The following is a 19,817-nucleotide window of genomic DNA, read 5'->3' on the forward strand; positions in this document are numbered from 1 at the left end:
TATTTAATTTGATGAGGAAAATATGACCAGAGTAATTTTGGAATCTGAAAATAAAAAAGATCTTTTACTGATTACCGAACTTGCAGAAAGATTAAAAATAAAATATAGAATTGAAAGCTCTCCATCTGATGTTGAAAAAGAAAAACTTGAAGAAGTACTTAGTAAAGGTGCGGATATTTCTAACTATGGAGATCCGGTTAGTTGGCAAAGAAAAGTTAGAAAGGATAGGAGATTAATCTGACCATTAAAATTTTATGAAATTGATAGACAGTAATATTGTTATCTACTCTGCACTTGAAGAATATTCCTATTTAAGGGAAATGTTTAAAGAAAAAAATGTGTTCGTTTCTGAAATTACTTTATTGGAAGTATTAGGATATAGTAATATAACAGAAGAACAAGAAAGATATTTTCATGCAGCGTTTTCTTTAATGAATATAATCCCAGTTTCATCAGAAATCATTTCTACAGCAATTGAAATCAGAAAAAAGTATAAACTGACAGTTGGAGATTCGATTATAGCTGCTTCAGCTAAATTATTGGATTTAGTGTTACTGACTAATAATGTGTCTGATTTTAAAGACCTTCAATCGATAACCATTCACAATCCAATAAATAAGAAATAAATAATTAGGCCTAATCAGAAAAATATCTTTGCCAGTTTCAATATTCCTTGTTTCCATGGAACTCTGTGTGAAATACCGGTCTGATCTTTAAATTCATCGAGATGATCAAGATACCATTGATAATTTCTTATCAAAGCATCTTTATTAGAATACTTTGGTTTGAATCCTAAAACTCTTTCAGCTTTCTCTATCGAAACAAATGAATCTTTTGAAGCGGTTTCATAAACCCATTTATAAAGTGGAGAAAGTTTTAATGCTTCGAGAATTCTTAGTGTCCAGATAATCGGTTTTTCAGGTAAGCCAACAATTTTCTTTCCGTGACCGGCATAATCCAAAACTGCCTGATAATCTTCCCGCATTGTAGTGAATTCTTTTGCGCCAATGTTGAAAGTATCATTTACAATTTGTTCATCTAATGTTGCACAGAGATAAATTGCTTCGCATAAGTCTTCAACATCAAGCAGTTGATATCTGTTTTTTCCGCTACCAATCATTGGAAATCCTTTACCGTCTTTTGCCCAGTCGTAAAACAAAGCAAACACACCAAGTCTTTCAGGACCGATGAAAGATTTTGGTCTGATAATCGGGACACATTTGCCCTTTGCTCTGAACTTCAAACATTCTTCTTCAGCCAGAATTTTTGCTTTCCCATAGGGACCAACGCCATCCAGTTCATCATCCTCATACAAAGGGTGGTGATCAGGAATTCCATACACAGCAGTTGAAGATATATGAATAAATCTTTTTACATCAGCACCGAATGCTGCTTCGAGCATATTTCTTGTTCCGTCAACATCTGTTGAAAAAATATCTTCAGGTTTGTAAAGCGGAAGAGCTGCTGCAGTATGAACTACAATATCAATCCCTTTAACTGATTCTTCAGCAATTTTTTTATCACGAATATCTCCTTTAATGATTTTTATTTTATCTTTCATATCAGCATAAGTGAAATCAGCTATGTCGAGAGAAGTAATTTCGTGACCTCTTTGATGTAAATAACGAATAAGATTAATTCCAAGAAAACCGGAACCTCCAGTGATTAGGTATTTCATTTTTCTCCGAAGTTTATTAAAAAATTAACGCACAAAATTAGTAATTTCGCCTGCGGCTTACAATTTTGATTTGAATTTATTTTTATGAAAAAATTAACACCTGATAAACGAAGAAGAATATTAAGTTTGATTTCATCATTATTGCTGCACACTGTTTTTTTTGCTTTGATTATAATTTCAGGCATAAGTAATAATCAAATACCTAAAATTAACAGACAGTTAATAACTCTCGAATCAATTCAGATTGATAAAGATGTTAATTCTGACATTCAAAAAGATAATATCGCTGAGGAAAGTGAAATAAAAAAACAAAATAATCAATCAACCGAAGACCAGACTGAAAATAATTTAATCTTGGTAAATCCTGAAGATTTAATTGCTGATACAACCGATATCGATCAGATATATTCCGAGAAAACTTTGAATCTTTCAATTAAATACCCAAAGGGATGGACCTTTATTGACCAGACGAAAAAGAATAAACTGGATGGAGTAACATTCTGGTCTGTTGAAGGAGTTTATAATCCTCCGCCATACATACATCTGGAAGTTGTTGAAAAATATTTATTCAACCCAAATCGTTATAAATACAAAGTAAAGCAATTCAATTGCGAATGGTATTTTAACGATCCTGTAAACCTCGATGGACAAATTTCGCAGGAAATTTATATAAAAACGGAGGACGCTGAAGATTTTTCAGTCAAGCTCATCATGAAAGGGGAAGATCAATTCCGAGCATTTCAGTCAAAGTTCTTTGCTATTGTAAAATCATTGGAGTTTGGAAAAGGGATTTTTTGACTTTTTCTCCAAAAAATAATGATTCTGAGCAATAATAATATTGCCTGAATATTTAAAGGTCTGATTTTCTTGACTTTTGAGACATAAAAATTTAGTTTTGAAACTCTTTTTATTTATGACTTATAGGATTCGGAGGAATTTAAGTGAAACAAGAAAAAATGACTAAATTTATAAAGTCAGAAGACGCTGATAAAAAATGGTATCTGGTTGATGCTAAAGACCAGGTCTTGGGTAGATTGGCTTCTCAGATTGCTAAAATTATCAGAGGCAAAAACAAGCCAACCTTTACTCCCAATATGGATACCGGCGATTTTGTAGTAGTTATCAATGCTGAAAAAGTTAAGCTTACCGGTAAAAGACCTGAGATGAAAGAGTATATTCGTCACTCTGGATATCCGGGCGGACAAAAAATCAGATCAATCCGGGAAATAAAGCAAACCAAACCAGAATTTCTGGTTGAAAATGCTGTAAAAGGAATGCTACCCAAAAATCGTCTTGGAAGAAAGCTTATTAAAAAATTAAAAGTTTACACTGGCGAATCTCATCCGCACAGTGCTCAGAAACCTGAACCAATTAGTTTTACGGAGTAGTTGAATGGCAGATAAAATTTATGTCGGAAGAAGAAAAACTTCAGTTGCAAGAGTTATACTGAAAAACGGAAGTGGAAAAGTAACTGTTAATGGCAGAGAGTTCGAAGATTATTTCCCGCAGCTTTTAAGCCGCGAAGATATCCTCGCCCCATTCAAAGTAACTCAGACTGAAGGTAAGTATGATGTATTTGTGAATGTAGATGGTGGTGGAACAACTGGTCAGGCCCAAGCAGTAAGACTTGGAATCTCGAGAGCATTAATTGACATAAATCCTGATTTCAGACCTGCTCTTAAAGCCGAAGGATTTCTCAGAAGAGATCCTCGAATGGTTGAAAGAAAGAAATACGGAAGACCAAAAGCAAGAAAGAGATTCCAGTTTTCGAAGAGATAATATTTTATGTTTAAGTTCAGGTTAAAGTTTAATAAAAATTTGAATTTTAACCCTGAACTTAAGCTTTAACTTAAACTTGAACTTAAACTTTAACTTTAACTTAATCAAATAATCATACTTTCTGATTTACCGCCTGTGTCCCATCATAAAAAGGGATGGAAGGTAAAGAAGAAGAAAGTAGAAGAAAAAACAGGAGATATAATATGAAGAAAGTTGAACTTACTCAGCTTTTAGAAGCTGGTGCACACTTCGGGCATTTAACCCGCCGTTGGAATCCCAAAATGAAACCATATATTTTTATGGAAAAGAACGGGATTCACATCATTGATCTTAAAAAAACTCAGGAGCTACTCACAGTTGCATGTGAAGAAATTTCAAAAATTGCTGCTGATGGGAAAAAGGTTCTTTTTGTAGGAACGAAAAAGCAGGCAAAAAATATTATTGAGACCGAAGCTCGCAGAGCCGGACAGAACTGGGTCAGTGAAAGATGGCTCGGTGGAATGCTTACAAATTTTTCCACAATTCGTAAAAGTGTTAAGCGATTGAATAACATCGAAAAACAGGAAACTGATGGAACTTTCGATAAGATTACCAAAAAAGAAAGACTCATACTTTCAAGAGAAAAAGATAAACTTAAAAAAGTTCTTGAAGGTGTTGAATCATTAAATAAACTTCCCGGAGCTTTGTTTGTAGTTGATGTGAAGAAAGAAGATATCGCAGTTAAAGAAGCAAACAGATTGAACATTCCTGTATTTGCAATTGTTGACACTAACTGTGACCCTGACCCAATTGACTATGTAATTCCAGCTAATGATGATGCAGTTAAAACGATTGAAATAATCACCAAGCAAATTGCTGATTCGATTATTGAAGGTGAAGCAAAACTTAAAGAAAAGAAAGCTGAAGAAAACGCTGAAAAGGAAAGACTAAGAAAAGAAAAAGAAGCTAAACGAGAAGAAAAGAAAAAAGCTGAAGCTAAAGAGAAAAAACAGGAAGCTGAAGCTAAACAAGAAAACGAAAACCCTAAATCGGAATAAGAAACAGAAAGGAAAGTTATTATGGCTATAACTGCTGCTCAGGTTAATGAATTAAGACAGAAAACCGGTGCCGGTATGATGGATTGCAAAAAGGCACTGACTGAAGCTAATGGCGATTTTGAAAAAGCAATAGAGATTTTAAGAAAAAAAGGTGCTGCTGTTGCAGCTAAAAGGGCTGAAAGAAGTGCTAATGAAGGAATTGTTGCAACAAAAGTTTCGGAAGATCATAAATATGGTGTTATAGTTGAACTCAACTGCGAAACTGACTTTGTTGCAAAGAGTGAAGACTTTGTAAAATTAGCTCAGGAAGTTCTTGAAAAAACTTATCTGCAAAAACCAAATTCTGTCGATGAACTTCTTTCAAAAGAACCGCAATTGAATGTGCTTGTAACTGATGTTATGGGCAAAGTAGGTGAGAAAGTTGAAATTAAACGATTAGCCAAAGTTGAAGCTCCAAATGGCTTTATAATGGATTATGTTCACTTCGGTTCAAAGCTTGGTGTGTTACTTACATTCGATAATGTTGCAACAGTTAATGATGAGTTAGTAACATTATCAAGAGATATTGCAATGCAGATCGCAGCAATGAATCCAATTTGTGTTTACAGAGAAGAAGTTCCAAAAGATATTATTGAAAAAGAAATGGAAATCTATAAGGAACTTTCCCGCAAGGAAGGTAAACCTGAAAATATGCTTGAGAAAATTGCACAGGGAAGAATGAATAAATTCTATCAGGAAAATTGTCTTTTTGAGCAGGCATTTGTTAAAGACAATTCCAAAACTGTGAAAGCTTTAATTGATGATTATAATAAAAAGTATAACAGTCAAATAAAAATTGCACACTTCAAACGGTTTCATCTCGGCGACGAGAATAAATAATTCTTTTAACAAGGTCTTAACTTAGTTAAGACCTTTTTTTATATTTGAAAGTAAAGTTTAACATAATAGTAGGTTGAGCGTGGCTGAATTAAAATTCAAAAGAGTATTGCTTAAACTTAGCGGTGAATCACTGATGGGTGAGCAGGGTTTTGGTATCTCTGCTGAAGTTCTAGATTTCTTTGCTGATGAAGTTAAAAAAGTTCACGATGCCGGCGTACAACTCGGAATTGTAATTGGTGGAGGGAATATTTATCGGGGGTTAAGTGCACACTCTCAGGGAATTGACAGAGCAACCGGTGATCAGATGGGAATGCTTGCTACTATGATTAACTCTCTTGCATTGCAAAATGCAATTGAGAAAAGAGGAATTCATACAAGACTGATGAGTGCTATTAAGATGGATGAAATTGCCGAGCCATACATTCGTCGTCGTGCAATCAGACATCTTGAAAAAGGTAGAGTCGTTATCTTTGGTGCCGGCACTGGTCATCCTTATTTTTCTACTGATACGGCTGCATCATTAAGAGCAGTGGAAATAGGTGCTGATGTAATTGTTAAAGGAACTCGCGTTGATGGTGTGTACGATTCTGACCCTGAAAAAAATCCTGAAGCACTTAAGTTTGATAAAATTTCTTATCTCGAAATTTTAAAACAAAATCTTCGTGTAATGGATTTAACTGCTGTTAGTCTTTGTCAGGAAAATAATCTTCCGATGATGGTGTTCAATATGGATAAACCGGATAATTTGCTGAAACTTGTTTTGGGTGAGACAGTTGGTACTTTTATCAACAATACCGAAACTTCTCTTTCTAAAAAAAGCTAATAACAATTTGAGGTATATATGCATCCGATAATTAAAGATGCCAAAAACAGAATGGACAAAACTCTTGAAACATTACGAGCAGAATTAGCGAAGGTGAGAACAGGCAAAGCTACAACCGCACTGCTTGACGGAATTAAAGTTGACTATTATGGTAATATGACTCCATTAAATCAGGTTGGAAATCTTACTGTACTTGATGCGCATACATTGTCAATCACTCCTTGGGACAAATCCATGGTCCCTGTAATTGAAAAAGCTATTCTTGAAGCAAATCTAGGTTTTAATCCAATCTCAGATGGAACAAATATTAAAATTCCTGTTCCGCCATTAACTGAAGAGAGAAGAAAAGATTTTGTTAAGATTGTTAAAAAGTTTGGTGAAGATGCAAAGATTGCCATCCGTAATGTTAGAAGAGATGCAAATGAACATTTAAAGAAAGAACAAAAAGATAAAAAGATGTCAGAAGATGAATTAAAAATTGCTGAGGAAGAAGTTCAGAAACTCACGGATCAGCATATTAAGATGATTGATGATTTGCTGAAGCACAAAGAAAAAGAAATTATGGAAGTTTGATAAATCGGAAAATAAAATTTTACTGAAGGCGGGTTAATCAACTCGCCTTTTTGATTTTAAAGATTGATGCTTCGAATATTCAAAACATTTACACTTATTTCCATATTTCTCATATCTAATTCCTCCGTCCCTTATTAATTAAAATTTAACTTGACTTTAAGAAAAAATTCTTGCTATTTGGGTTAGAGATTTTTATTGTGTGGACAGTGGGAATAATTAGCACGAAAATTATTAAAGTAAAAATTCTTCTGGCACGATCCGTCAGCCGACGGATTACTCTCTCTCTCTCTCTCTGTTGGGCGGAGCGGGAATGGCTAAAGTATGCAATCCAGAACAACACAGAGCTTTATGGAGCATACAATGCTTCTGATAACAAACACAACAAAAACAACTTCCTCAATCTCTTCTGCTGCAAAACAAATAAAGATTATACAACTGATTTTACATAGGTCAATTTATTTAATGTGTCATTGTTAATAAAAAATTTACTTTAACTAACAATAAGAGGATAGAAAATGAAGCGAATACTTACATTAGTTTTTATTATTTGTTTATTTAAGGATTATTCTAATTCACAGCAGTTGGTTTGGAAACATACCGGCGGACCAATGGGCGGTATTGTCGGTGATTTGGCTATTAATTCCTTGGGTGAAATTTATGCCGGAGTATATCCTGATTGGAATGTATACTCCGGTTTGTATAAATCAACCGATAATGGGAATAGCTGGTTTAAGATTGAAACACAATTTGAAGACTTTGAAGTCTATGCAATTTATATAACAAAGGAAGATCATATCTGGGTGGGAACAAATTTTCAAGGCAGAATATACCTCTCAACAGATAATGGCAAAACCTGGGAGAACAGAAGAACCGGTTATAATACAGGCGAGTGCTGGGCATTTGGACAAAGCAAAGATGGAGTAATGTTTGCTGGAGATGGTCAATATGGGAAGTTATATCGTTCAACAGATTATGGCAATAATTGGATATTTTCTGCCAATCTCAGGCCATTGGTTTTTGCAACTGATTCAAATAATATAGTGTATGCTGGCACACACAATGGTTTATTTGCCACAACAGATAATGGTTTAACCTGGGCTCAGAATAATTTTCTCTCAACTATTCCTGTTTCCTCAATCCTTATTGATTCAGCTAATAATATTTATTGTGGCACCGGATATTATGATAATGGAAATGGTGTTTTTTATTCAACAGACGGAGGACAAAACTGGACTCAACTGGGATTAGCCGGAAAAATTGTTTTATCCTTAGCATTTGATTCAAAAGGGGATCTTTATGCGGGGACTAAAGAAGATGGATTATATAAAACAACAGACTTAGGTCAAACCTGGGAACAATACAAAAGAGGACTTTATAGAAAACAAGTTTTTCGTCTTAAACTCAACAAACAAGGTGATATTTTTATTGGGTCAGAAAATGAAGGTGTTTTCCGGTCAACAAATAATGGTAATTCTTTTGAGCATATTGGTTTGCCAATTTCGAGAGTAAAAAATATTGTATTTAGTGGTGACAGCTTAATTTTTACTTCAACTCCTTCTGGAGTTCAGAAATATAATCGGATAACAAAAAGATGGACAAACATGGGTCTTCAAAATGTTGAAGCAATTTCAATGTCACCTTCTAATTATCTATATGCTGCAACTTTTGATGAGGGTTTGTTTAAATCAACTGATTTAGGAAAAAGTTGGCAACTAACAAATCTTACTGCCGATACATTAATGTCTGTTTATAATGTTTTAGTTGCAAGTGATGATACACTATTTGCTTCAACTGAATTTAAATTAAGAAAATCAACAGATGGAGGGATTTCTTGGAATATCCTTCCTATAATAACACACTTTTTTTCAAGAACTCTAATCATTAAAAATAAAAGTTTGTTTTGTACTGGTTTTAACTTTATTTCAAATAATGAGACTCTTTATAAATCAAAAAATTTGGGGAATTCATTTGATTCATTATTTTCTGGCTTCAATTTGCCCGATGAAAATAATGTTATAGCTATTACTGACAATAATTATGTTTTTATTTCCGATCCTTTTCTGAAAGGCATTTTGCGCTCTACTGATGGAGGTAATAATTTTGAACAAATTCTTTTTAATAAGTATACTTATTCTGTATTTGCAAAAGATAATGGATTAGTTATTACAGATGGGGCAAGTTTTGGGGGCCAAACTGATAGTGTTTACATTTCAACGAACTTTGGTAATTCTTGGATAGGGATTGATAAGGAAATTGGTCTAAACAATTATTTATCAGATATTAAAGAAGATGCAAGTAATAAATTATTTTTTGGAACACGAAGAACAGGCCTGTATGAAATTGATATAATTACTTCAATGAATGAGGATGTAAATAATTTATCAAAGTCATTTCAACTTTTCCATAATTATCCCAATCCCTTCAACCCATCAACCAAAATCAGCTGGCGGTCACCTGTAAGTGGAAGAACAACACTAAAAGTTTATGATGTATTGGGAAGAGAAGTAGCCACATTAGTAGATGAGTACCGAGAAGCAGGGAATTATGAGGTTGAGTTTAATGTAGGACAGACTTTTAGTCTGTCAGCGCTTAGCAGCGGAGTATATTTCTACAAACTGACAATAGGTGAGTTTACAGAAGTGAAGAAGATGATATTGACAAAATAGTTTGAATGAAAAACTTTACACATTAATTGAATGACTGAGTGCCTATCTTTTGTAGGTAAAATTGAATGAATAAATGAAGAAACTTGCCATATCAAGTCCCTACAATTTATTTAAAATCCGTATACGTTATTCCTGTAAACCTCGCCTCACCTTATTGAACCGCTCACCTCATTTAATCACCCACTGTTAATCTTATTTTAATTATTTTTCCAAATAATTTTTAGTGAAGTTTTTAGCAATTGGAACAACTGAACGGACAGAAAAAAATATTCGGATTTGTTGACGGTATTTTGATAAGAAATATTATTCTTACTATCGTTACAATAATTATTTTTCTGGCGGGTGTTCTTGCTTATGGAATTCTGCTAAACCAGAGAGAGATTCCGCTCGAACAGGCAATGCTTGAAAAGGGTTTTACCTCTTTGGATGATGTGAGTATTATTGTTGATAGAAAGAAATTTACACTTGAACTCTATGAAGGTAATGTGCTGATAAAGAGTTACAGAGCAAGTTTTGGCAGAAATCTTTCAGACAAAAAGAAACTTGCAAATGACGGCGCAACTCCGGTAGGTGAATATAAAATATGCGAGATTATTCCACAGTATAAGTATTATAAGTTCATTAAGATAAATTATCCGAATCTTGATGATGCCGCAGAAGCTTTAAGAAAGGGAATAATATCACAGCGTGAATTCAACAAACTGAAATTTGAATTTTATTACGGTGATTGCACTAGTGATGATACTGCACTCGGTGGAAACATTGGCATTCACGGAATTGGAAGATTAAACTTTTTCTTTAAAAACCTTCCGTTTGTTTTTAACTGGACGGATGGCTCAATAGCTTTAAGTAATGAAAACATAGATGAACTATTATCAGTAGTAAAGGTAGGGACGAAAATTGTTATCAGGTAAAAATCTTAAACTTCTGTTTTTTATGTTAATTCTAATTTTTATCAGTTGCTCTGATAAAAGTGAAAAAATTCCTGTAATAAATTACGAAGACAAAAAGCAGGTTCTTGATGTTGTTAAAAAATTTTTTGATGAAAATGTTTCAGTTGCTTTTGGTGGAGTATTCGATGAATCGGATAAAGAGACGATTATTGCAGGAATAGAGAAAAATGATAAATCAGAATGGGGAATTAAATTTTATCAACTACAGCAAATAGATAATGAGTTTGAAATAAAGTTTGAAACAAAAGCACTCGACGGTTCATTCAAGGAAAGTCTTGTTGATAAAATAAAATTTCCAATGAGAAATTATGAGATGATTTATTATAACTCCCAGGGTTATTTTATGGGAAGCGGTGGAGGAGAAGTTATTTCTTACATAATCGATTTTGGTAAAAAAGAAATTTATTACGCTCATCTTGTTGCAGATCCCGAAATTCCTCCTTCACTTTACATATCACCAAATACACAGGATAGGTATATAAGGGAATTTTTCTATTCTTACTTCAAAAGAGATTATCCGAAACTACGCATTGTTGAAGAAGATATTAAAATTGATTGACAAACTTTTTTCTTTAAACTGAGCTGTAATGATTTTTTTCAGAACTACCATAATCATTTCATTTTTCATTTTATCTGTATTCTCATTTGCACAGAGAAGCAGCTCATTTGAACTTGCAGAAATTCGTTTTGAAGGGAATAACTCTTTCAGCAAAACAGATTTGCTTTCGCAGATTGAAAGTAAGGAATCTCCTTTCTGGTTGTGGAAATTTCTTTATACATTCACACCACTCGGAAGTGAGAAGCAGTATTTCGATTCATTAAAAATACCACTCGATAAACAAGCTATCGTTGATTTTTATCTCGCCAACGGATTTTTCCATACAAAGGTCACACACGAAGTTATCTTTGATACTTCAGCTGAATCAGCAATTCTGATTTATAAAATTAACGAAGGAAAAGTAGCCGTATTCGGCGAAATAAAAATTTTTGGATTGGAAAAACTTTCACCTGAAGAACAGAATCAGTTAGTAATAAACTCCGTTACTATTGAACCACAAAAAAGATATATTCAATCAGAAGTGCAATCGAATATAAATTCAATGTTGAAATATCTTGCAAACAATGGATACCTGTTTGCTCAATACGATAGCACTGTTGTTCTGAAAGATAGCGTTTCTCATTCTGCTAATGTAAATATCTATTTGCAAAGCGGTGATAAATATTACATTGATGGAATGCGAATTTTCAAATCCGGAATTGGAGCCGAAGAGATAACGGATGAACTGATAAAAGAAATAGTGAACATTCCTTCAGGAGAAAATTATGATCAATCACGATTGGAGCGAAGTGAAATAAGGTTATTAAGGACAGGATTATTCAGTTCTGTTGCAATTAATCCGGTTATAAAAGATACAGCCAACTTTCAGGTTCCAATCGAAGTTACAACTCAGATAGGAACATTGAATGAAATTTCACCTGAAATAAAAGCTGATAATGAATTCAGTTCATTTAATACAGGTTTGGGAATTGATTTCATCAGAAAAAATTTATTCGGTGATGCGAGAAAATTAACTCTGTCAACTTCATTCAGATTAATTGATATTCTCAATTTTAACTTCTCTAATCTTTTTAAATCATCCGAAAATCGTGATTCAACATATCAGGGAGTGCTTGATACCGAATTAAGATTAGAGCAACCTTATCTTTTTGGAAAGCCGATATTGACTACAACAAAAGCATATTATCGGGCATCAACATTACTAAGAGAGACAGAAAGAATTTATGGTGCAAATCAGGCATTCGATTTTGAAATGCCGGTTTATACATTTATTACACTACTTAAACCACAATTTTCAATTGAAGTTGCTGATTATGAGGCAAGAGATAACCAATCAACAATATCTTTCAACGCGAAAAGTATAACACCTGCATTTGGTGTTGAAACTGGTTCTTACAAAACCGATAACTTTTTATTTCCCTCAGAAGGTTATAACCTTTATTTTTATCCTGAAATCTTTCAATCAGAAACTGATGCAAAGCTGGTAGTAGACAATGTTCAAGGCGAAGTAAATGAAACAGGAAGATTCTGGAAAATTCAAACATCATTTTCATTCTTTCAGAGTATTTCGAGGGATAGAAAAGGAATTGTTGGATTCAAAATAAAATCCGGATACATTCAATCTCTCTCAGGTTCTTACGATTTGATTCCACCTAACAAAACTTTCTTCGCCGGTGGTAGTAACTCAATCCGTGGCTGGAGATCAAGAGAGCTTTTACCAAAAGACACTGTTGAATATTTCGGAATAAGAACGAGAGGTGATAATACTCCTCGTGGAGGAACTTTTTTAATTGAGGGCTCAGTTGAATTCAGAAGAAAGTTTGCTGAGAGTCTTGGCTTGGCTTTGTTTGCTGATTATGGAAATGTTTGGAACGGATATGAAAAAGTTGTGATAAATCAGTTTGCTGTTGCTGCCGGATTTGGAATAAGATATTACTCGTCAATTGCCCCATTCAGGTTGGATTTCGGATTCAAATTATACAATCCTGATGATCAAAAAACTGTTTTTCAGAAGAAATTTTTGAAAAATCTGGAATTTCATTTCGGTATTGGCGAGGCATTCTAAGTTATTAATCACTTAAATCTTGGCTGCGGTATTATAATTAGTTATTTTTGGCACTCTTAATCAGGATGTTTATATGATTTTAAGTATGACAGGTTATGGCAGAGCTTCTGCCGGAAATAAAAAATTTGTTGTTGATGTTGAAATAAAGAGTATCAATAGTCGCTATCTCGAGTTATTTCTGAAACTTCCTCAATTACTTCAGAATAAAGAATACGAACTTCGTGAACTAATTAAGAACAGAATCAAAAGAGGAAAACTGAGTGTTGTTATTCTTCTAAAGAAAAACGGACTCGCAGAAGATGAAATTGCTTTAGATGAACATAAACTTAAAAATTATTTATCGCTTCTTAAGCAGGTAAAAAAAGCGGCAAAAATTTCTGATAAAATAAAATTAGAACACATTCTGTATAGCAGAGATATTTTTACATCAACTATTGAGGAAATATCTGAAGAAGAATTTAAAGTTGTTACTAACGCTTTAAATTCCGCAATTGATAATCTTCTCGAGATGAAGAAAAAAGAAGGCAAAGAATTAGAAAAAGATTTAAAGAAAAGAATTAAACTAATTGAAAAAAAATTAGATGAAATTGAATCGTTGAGTCAGGGCAGTGTTAATGAGCATTTTATAAAATACCAGGAAAAAGTAAAGCTGTTGTTGGAAGATAAAGCTCAGTCAATTTTGGATGACCGAATGCAGATGGAATTAGCTATACTCGCTGAGCGAGCAGATATTACTGAAGAATGTGTAAGACTTAGAAGTCACCTGAAATTTTTCATCGAAGCTGTTGATAAAGAACAGGAACCTGGAAGAAAATTGAATTTCCTTTGTCAGGAAATGAATCGCGAAACAAATACAATCTCTTCAAAAACTCTATCTGTAAACATTACACATAATACAGTGTTTATTAAAGAAGAGATTGAGCGAATAAGAGAACAAATTCAGAATATCGAATAGTTGTGAGTGATAAAAAGGGAAAAATAATTGTTATCTCTTCGCCCAGCGGAGGAGGAAAAACTACAATTGTCAGAAGAATTCTTTCTGAATTTCCCGAGATTGTTTTTTCGGTTTCAGCTACAACAAGACCCAAAAGACCAGATGAAATTGATGGTGTTCATTATTTTTTCTTATCCGAGAAAGAATTTGAGGAGAAAATAAAAAATAATGAATTCATAGAGTGGGAAAGGTTTTATGATTATTACTATGGAACATTAAAAACTTTCGTATTGGATAATATTGAAAATGGGAAAACGGTTTTGCTTGAAATTGATGTTAAAGGTGCGCTGTCGGTAAAAAAATTGTTTCCTGATTCTATTTTAATTTTTATAGATGTACCATCATTTGAAGAATTAGTAAACCGATTAAAAAAACGAAGAACAGAAAGTGAAGCTGATCTTCAAAAGCGAATTGATAGAGCAAAAATGGAGTTGAGCTACAAAGATAAATTTGATTATATTTTCGTTAACAAAGATTTGGAAGAAGTAACTTCGCAAATAAAAAGTTTAATAAATGAAATATTAAAAAAGGAGAAATAATATGAATATCAGTCCCGTTGATTTAAGACAAATTGATCAAAGAGCATCGAATGTTTACGAAGCAATAATAGTTGCTGCAAAAAGAGCTCGTCAGTTAAATGATGAAAATAAAATTGAATTCAATGCATTGATTAATTCAATACCACAGTCATCAACAGATGATGATGCTGAAGATGTTACAAACCCACAGCAATTGAAACTTGCGCTCGAACTTGAGAAGAGAGAAAAACCGCATCTTCAGGCATTAAATGAACTGCTCGAAGGAAAAATCGAGTACAGATATAAAACAACAAAATAATCACTGAATAGTAAAAAATATTTTGTTCTTTTTAATTTATCGTCATCCTCGATTAAGCGCAGGATGACTTTTTATTTTTCTGAAATGATTATGAAATCTATCCCGAAGAAAAAAATAATTGAAGCACTAAAAGATCAGCAAAGTATTTTTGGTGATTATCTGTTTGAAGAAAAATTACCAAAACCAAAAACGCGCTATGATGAAATTCCTGAAGTGATTGAAGTTGTTCGTGAACCAGCTGATGAATCAGAAAATCTTTTTGAACTATCTGAAGATTGGCAAAATGCAAAAAGTCTTGATGAGTTGAATTTACTTATAAAAGACTGTACTAAATGTGTTTTGCACAAAAACAGAAATAATTTCGTTTTTGGTTCTGGCAATCCAAATGCGGAAGTAATGGTTATTGGGGAAGGTCCTGGAGCTGAAGAGGACAAACAAGGATTACCATTTGTTGGAAGAGCCGGACAGCTGTTAACCGATATTTTGAAAGCAATAAAATTTGAACGTAATGAAGTTTATATAGCAAACATTGTTAAATGTCGTCCTCCCGAAAACAGAACTCCTTTGCCCGAAGAAATGGAGACCTGTATTCCATATCTGAAAAAACAAATATCTCTTATTCAGCCAAAGATGATTTTATGTCTTGGATTAACAGCGGCAAAAGGTCTGTTACGAAAGAAAGAATCACTTACTGCTTTGCGTGGAAAATTTTTTGATTATGAAGGTATTAAAGTAATGGTAACATTTCATCCAGCAGCTTTATTAAGAAATCCAAACTGGAAAAAAGATTGCTGGGAGGATGTTAAAAAATTCAGAAAAATGTATGATGAAATTGTAAAGTAATTTACTTAAAATATTGACAATGAAACTTCAAATTATGATTTTCCAGCAGAGGATTGATAAAATATTTTCTAATAGATTTAAGTTATGGTTCAATGAATAATAAATTGATTTTGAAAAATGGCAAAGACAACTAAAAAGAATAACAACTCAACACAGCAGATTATACCTGCCGGAAATGTTCCTCCATCTGCACCAGAGGTTGAACAGGCAGTTCTTGGTGCAATGCTTATTGAGAAGGAAGCTATTGCTAAAGCGATCGCAATACTTAACACAGAAAGCTTTTATAAGCGAGAACATCAGTTGATATACGAAGCAATGATTTCACTTTTTGAAGCTGGCGAACCTGTTGATGTTGTAACTGTTTATGAAGAATTAAAGAAGAGAAATCAGATTGAACAAGTTGGTGGCGCAGCATATATAAGTCAGCTTTCGCAAAACATTGGCTCTGCAGCATTAATCGAAACACACGCAAGAATAATTGTTGAGAAACAGATACTTAGATCATTGATCCAAAGTGCTCATCAGATTGCAAAAGAAGCTTATGATGGAAATCAGGATGCGTTTGAAATACTCGATGAAGCAGAAAGAAAGATATTCGAGATATCTGAACTTCAGATGAAAAGAAACTATCAGGGAATGGATGTAGCAGTTAAAAATGCGATTGAATACATTGAAGCAATACACACACAAACTCATCGCGATTTTGCTGTACCAACCGGTTTCTATGAACTTGATGAAATACTTGGTGGTTTTCAGAAATCAGATTTAATAATTATTGCTGCAAGACCTTCTATGGGAAAAACTGCATTCGCACTCACTCTTGCAAGAAATGCAGCAATAGATCATAAAGTGCCTGTCGGAATTTTCAGTCTTGAAATGTCAACAATGCAGTTGGTAATCAGATTACTTTGTGCTGAAGGCAGATTAAATGCACATCTTGTTAGAACAGGTAAACTCCCTCACTCAGAAGGAGCTAAGCTTAGTAAGAATGCTCATAAACTAATTTCTGCTCCGATTTATGTTGATGATTCTCCTTCACAAACTGTTCTTGAAATTCGTGCAAAAGCAAGACGACTTAAAGCAGAAAAGAAGGTGGGAATGATAATTATAGATTATCTTCAACTTATGCAAGGACCGGCTAAAGCAGAAAGTCGTGAAAGAGAAATATCTCATATTTCAAGATCGTTAAAAGCATTGGCAAAAGAATTAAATATACCAGTAATTGCTCTTGCTCAGTTGAATCGTGCAGTTGAATCCCGTTCTGATAAAAGACCACAACTTTCAGATCTTCGTGAATCAGGTTCAATAGAACAAGATGCGGATGTTGTTATGTTTCTTAATCGTCCGGAGTATTATGGTATTGAAAAAGATGAGAACGGTGAATCTTTGGAAGGCGTCGCAGAAGTGATAATAGGAAAACAAAGAAATGGTCCAACCGGTACGGTTAAACTTGCATTCATAAAAGAGTATGCGAGATTTGAAAACCTGGCTCACGCTCGTCAGTTAGCTGAATATTCTCCAATTCCAGAGGAAGATATTATTTGATAAATATTTTTTGAAAGTTGAAATGAAAAATTACTCCCAAATTATTTTGCTTATTTTTATCGTAGTACAAATCACTTTTGCTCAGGTTTTTTCGGATAAAGATATTTCGGAATGTAAAAGCAGATTCACTTTTGCAATTGAAAAAAATCTTTCACAGAAACCAATTGGTGATGTAATTGCAGAAGTTGGAAAAACATTCTTAAACACTCCCTATGAAGCACATACTTTAGAAGTTACAGATACAGAACAACTTGTTATTAATTTTTCAGGGTTAGACTGTACAACATTTCTGGAGACTACTTTCAGTCTTGCACGATGCATTAAACAAAACAAAACATCTTTTGAAGACTTTAGGAATGAATTACAATTAATAAGATATCGTGATGGAAAGATTAACGATTATACTTCAAGACTTCACTACTTTTCTGATTGGATTTACCATAACACTAACAAAGGTTTGATAAAAGATGTAACGAAAGAAATTGGCGGCAAACCAATAAATTTCAAAGTAAATTTTATGTCTGAAAATCCACATTTGTATAAACATCTAAAATCTAATCCTGAATTTGTTAATGAAATAAAAAAGCAGGAACAGGAAATCAATAGTCGTCAGTATCATTACATTCCTGAAAATGAAATTGCAAAAGTGGAAAGCAAAATTCGGAATGGCGATTTAATTGCACTGACTACAAGTGACAAAGGATTGGATATTGGACATGTTGGTATCGCGGTAAAAATGGCTGATGGAAAAATTCATTTTATGCATGCACCAATGGTTGGAAGCAAAGTTCAAATTTCTGAGGATTCAATTTCAGGTTATGTTAAAAAAATCAAAAAGCACACAGGAATAATAGTTCTGCGGGCTAATGAAATTTAATTTTGGTTTTTAATCACTTCCTTAATCATTTCATCAAGTTGTTTTGGTATTAAATCGAATGATTTAAGTTTATCAATATTCATTGAAACATCTTCAACCTTTGGAAGTTCAGGCATATCATCTAATTTAATTTTAATAAGAAGCTTTTTATCAAATCCTGCAATGTCACATAATCTTTCAGCAAGCTCATATCTCGAAACCCTCTCTGGTCCTCCAAAGTTTATTATTTCTCCGTTAATATTTCTATCTAACATATTATCTATCAATCTGGCAGCTTCAATCACAGAAATCGGTGATCGGAATTGATCAATAAAAACCTTAACCGGTTTATTATTGCGAAGTTGTTCATACAAATATTGAAAATGACTACGTGAATGATTTAATCCAAAACCAAAGAGTAATGCTGTTCGTAATATTATGTAGTTATTAAAGACCTGTCTTATCTTTACTTCGCCCATAAGCTTTGTTTCGGCATAAAGAGAAACCGGAATTAACTTGGCATCTTCCTTCAGATATGAACCACGATAGCCGGCATAAACCAAATCAGTTGAAGTGTAAACCATTTTAGCATTAAACTCCTGGCAAAGTTTTGCTAGTTCTTCAGTTACATTAACATTTATTTCATAAACTTCTTTGGTTGAAACATTCGAATTCAAAATTGTATCGCTAATTGCTGCAGTGTGAATAACAACATCTGGCAAAAAGTTTATAAAAATTTTTCTTAACTCTGCAAGGTTTCTTAAATCTAACTGTAGAGAATTATAATTTTTACAATTACCAGTATGACTGTAAAATGTTGTAAGTATCTGATGTTTTTCGGATAAAACTCTGTTCAGATATTGTCCGAGAAATCCGCTTCCGCCGGTAATGAATATCTTCATTTTTCAAACTTAATATTTAGCGATATGGAAGAATTAGTTTCTTTGCTAATTGAAATCACTTTGGTAAATTTAAGAATAATAAAGATATAATTATGAAAAAGATTTTTATATTATTATTTGTAATAGCATCAGTTGGCAAATCATTCTCACAGTCGCAAAAATTTTTTGATGCACCATTTGGAGGAGGAGGAGGATTTACGCCATCTTTTTATTTTACAAATTTTGATGCTATTAACTCAAAACTTACTGAGAATAATTTTCCAGAATTCTCTGACAAAGGAATATTTACAACAGGTGGTGGTGGTTATATTTATATAGGTTTTATTAAATATCTAAGAATTGGTGGCTTAGGATTTGGAGGTTTGGTTAGCAATTCATTTTCAAATTCAATAGCTAATTATCAGGTCGATTATTCTATAGGTGGAGGTGGAGTAACAATTGAATATACTTTGCCTTTTGTTAAAGATTTTGGGGTTTCACTTGGTGCTGTTATCGGTGCTAGTTCACTAACTATGGAAATTTTTCAGAATAGTCAATCAAACGATTGGAATAACATTTTCTCGATAGCCTCAGGAAATAATCTTTTAAGAATATCCAGAACCTCGTGGATGTTATCACCAACTCTGAACATTGATTATCCTATATACAGATTTATTGCTTTAAGGTTAGGAGCCGGATATCATTTTACCTTTGGCGGCAACTGGAAAGCAAATAATAATCAGGCAATTAGTAATGTACCTGATAATCTTAACAGTAAATCATTTTTTATTCAACTTGGAATATTTGGAGGATTTTTTTCTTTTTAATATGAAAACAATTTTAGTCACT

The 19,817-nt window shown here is 33.3% G+C and carries 23 protein-coding genes (1 of these 23 only partly in view); 21 read left to right on the plus strand and 2 right to left on the minus strand.

Annotated features, from left to right (window positions below; all coding sequences use genetic code 11):
- Window positions 1-22: 22 nt before the first annotated feature.
- Window positions 23-241 (plus strand): hypothetical protein, encoded by a 219-nt coding sequence (locus Q0X14_RS13815; protein WP_297839826.1) that lies wholly within the window; start codon window positions 23-25, stop codon window positions 239-241.
- 19 nt (window positions 242-260) lie between these two features.
- The gene (locus Q0X14_RS13820; RefSeq protein ID WP_297839829.1) at window positions 261-626 is read left to right on the plus strand and encodes a type II toxin-antitoxin system VapC family toxin; all 366 of its coding nucleotides are present in this window, start codon (window positions 261-263) and stop codon (window positions 624-626) included.
- Window positions 627-640: 14 nt separating this feature from the next.
- Here Q0X14_RS13820 and Q0X14_RS13825 read toward each other — a convergent pair whose 3' ends face one another.
- Window positions 641-1,678, minus strand: coding sequence for an NAD-dependent epimerase/dehydratase family protein (locus Q0X14_RS13825; protein ID WP_297839831.1), 1,038 nt, complete (start codon window positions 1,676-1,678; stop codon window positions 641-643).
- An 84-nt stretch (window positions 1,679-1,762) separates the two neighbouring features.
- Between Q0X14_RS13825 and Q0X14_RS13830 the strand changes: the two genes are divergently transcribed.
- The 17 genes from Q0X14_RS13830 to Q0X14_RS13910 all read left to right on the plus strand — a co-directional run bounded on the left by Q0X14_RS13830 (window position 1,763) and on the right by Q0X14_RS13910 (window position 18,108).
- Window positions 1,763-2,476 carry a hypothetical protein gene (locus Q0X14_RS13830; protein ID WP_297839833.1) on the plus strand — a complete coding sequence of 238 codons (714 nt, stop codon included), beginning with the start codon at window positions 1,763-1,765 and terminating at the stop codon, window positions 2,474-2,476.
- 158 nt (window positions 2,477-2,634) lie between these two features.
- Window positions 2,635-3,066: a 50S ribosomal protein L13 gene (gene rplM, locus Q0X14_RS13835; RefSeq protein ID WP_297844757.1), complete on the plus strand. Its 432-nt coding sequence runs from the start codon at window positions 2,635-2,637 to the stop codon at window positions 3,064-3,066.
- Between the two features lie 4 nt (window positions 3,067-3,070).
- Window positions 3,071-3,457, plus strand: coding sequence for a 30S ribosomal protein S9 (gene rpsI / locus Q0X14_RS13840; protein WP_014559565.1), 387 nt, complete (start codon window positions 3,071-3,073; stop codon window positions 3,455-3,457).
- A gap of 203 nt (window positions 3,458-3,660) precedes the next feature.
- Entirely contained in the window at window positions 3,661-4,494 is an 834-nt protein-coding gene (rpsB, locus tag Q0X14_RS13845; protein WP_297839836.1) for a 30S ribosomal protein S2, read from the plus strand.
- 21 nt (window positions 4,495-4,515) lie between these two features.
- On the plus strand, window positions 4,516-5,373 hold the full coding sequence (gene tsf / locus Q0X14_RS13850; RefSeq protein WP_297839839.1) for a translation elongation factor Ts: 858 nt from the start codon (window positions 4,516-4,518) through the stop codon (window positions 5,371-5,373).
- A gap of 79 nt (window positions 5,374-5,452) precedes the next feature.
- On the plus strand, window positions 5,453-6,196 hold the full coding sequence (gene pyrH, locus Q0X14_RS13855) for a UMP kinase (protein ID WP_014559568.1): 744 nt from the start codon (window positions 5,453-5,455) through the stop codon (window positions 6,194-6,196).
- An 18-nt stretch (window positions 6,197-6,214) separates the two neighbouring features.
- Window positions 6,215-6,769, plus strand: coding sequence for a ribosome recycling factor (frr, locus tag Q0X14_RS13860; protein WP_297839842.1), 555 nt, complete (start codon window positions 6,215-6,217; stop codon window positions 6,767-6,769).
- Between the two features lie 515 nt (window positions 6,770-7,284).
- Window positions 7,285-9,435, plus strand: a complete 2,151-nt coding sequence (locus tag Q0X14_RS13865) for a YCF48-related protein (protein WP_297839844.1) — start codon at window positions 7,285-7,287, stop codon at window positions 9,433-9,435.
- 239 nt (window positions 9,436-9,674) lie between these two features.
- Entirely contained in the window at window positions 9,675-10,349 is a 675-nt protein-coding gene (locus Q0X14_RS13870; protein ID WP_297839846.1) for a L,D-transpeptidase, read from the plus strand.
- Window positions 10,350-10,371: 22 nt separating this feature from the next.
- Window positions 10,372-10,947, plus strand: a complete 576-nt coding sequence (locus Q0X14_RS13875; protein WP_297839848.1) for a hypothetical protein — start codon at window positions 10,372-10,374, stop codon at window positions 10,945-10,947.
- Between the two features lie 28 nt (window positions 10,948-10,975).
- Window positions 10,976-13,012, plus strand: a complete 2,037-nt coding sequence (locus Q0X14_RS13880; protein ID WP_297839850.1) for a BamA/TamA family outer membrane protein — start codon at window positions 10,976-10,978, stop codon at window positions 13,010-13,012.
- 73 nt (window positions 13,013-13,085) lie between these two features.
- A complete protein-coding gene (locus Q0X14_RS13885) occupies window positions 13,086-13,967 on the plus strand; it encodes a YicC/YloC family endoribonuclease (RefSeq protein WP_297839852.1) in 882 nt (293 codons plus the stop codon).
- Window positions 13,968-13,969: 2 nt separating this feature from the next.
- Window positions 13,970-14,545, plus strand: a complete 576-nt coding sequence (gene gmk / locus Q0X14_RS13890; RefSeq protein WP_297839855.1) for a guanylate kinase — start codon at window positions 13,970-13,972, stop codon at window positions 14,543-14,545.
- Between the two features lies 1 nt (window position 14,546).
- Entirely contained in the window at window positions 14,547-14,843 is a 297-nt protein-coding gene (rpoZ, locus tag Q0X14_RS13895) for a DNA-directed RNA polymerase subunit omega (RefSeq protein ID WP_297839858.1), read from the plus strand.
- A gap of 90 nt (window positions 14,844-14,933) precedes the next feature.
- Window positions 14,934-15,686 carry a uracil-DNA glycosylase gene (locus tag Q0X14_RS13900; protein WP_297839861.1) on the plus strand — a complete coding sequence of 251 codons (753 nt, stop codon included), beginning with the start codon at window positions 14,934-14,936 and terminating at the stop codon, window positions 15,684-15,686.
- Between the two features lie 117 nt (window positions 15,687-15,803).
- Window positions 15,804-17,231, plus strand: coding sequence for a replicative DNA helicase (gene dnaB / locus Q0X14_RS13905; RefSeq protein WP_297839864.1), 1,428 nt, complete (start codon window positions 15,804-15,806; stop codon window positions 17,229-17,231).
- A gap of 22 nt (window positions 17,232-17,253) precedes the next feature.
- Window positions 17,254-18,108 (plus strand): N-acetylmuramoyl-L-alanine amidase-like domain-containing protein, encoded by an 855-nt coding sequence (locus tag Q0X14_RS13910; protein ID WP_297839866.1) that lies wholly within the window; start codon window positions 17,254-17,256, stop codon window positions 18,106-18,108.
- Here the strand turns inward: Q0X14_RS13910 and Q0X14_RS13915 are convergent.
- Complete coding sequence (locus Q0X14_RS13915) at window positions 18,105-18,989, minus strand: NAD(P)-dependent oxidoreductase (protein ID WP_297839867.1); 885 nt, start codon at window positions 18,987-18,989, stop codon at window positions 18,105-18,107. The two genes, Q0X14_RS13910 and Q0X14_RS13915, sit on opposite strands and share 4 nt — an antisense overlap.
- Window positions 18,990-19,081: 92 nt before the next feature.
- Between Q0X14_RS13915 and Q0X14_RS13920 the strand changes: the two genes are divergently transcribed.
- Both Q0X14_RS13920 and rfbB read left to right on the plus strand, forming a co-directional pair.
- Window positions 19,082-19,795: a hypothetical protein gene (locus Q0X14_RS13920; protein WP_297839870.1), complete on the plus strand. Its 714-nt coding sequence runs from the start codon at window positions 19,082-19,084 to the stop codon at window positions 19,793-19,795.
- 1 nt (window position 19,796) lies between these two features.
- Window positions 19,797-19,817, plus strand: partial view of a dTDP-glucose 4,6-dehydratase gene (gene rfbB / locus Q0X14_RS13925; RefSeq protein ID WP_297839873.1) — the start only. Its footprint extends 993 nt past the window's final position; the window shows 21 of its 1,014 coding nt (coding positions 1-21); its start codon is at window positions 19,797-19,799; its stop codon lies beyond the right edge, outside the window.

The sequence above is a fragment of the Ignavibacterium sp. genome, from assembly GCF_025998815.1.
GTDB lineage: Bacteria > Bacteroidota > Ignavibacteria > Ignavibacteriales > Ignavibacteriaceae > Ignavibacterium.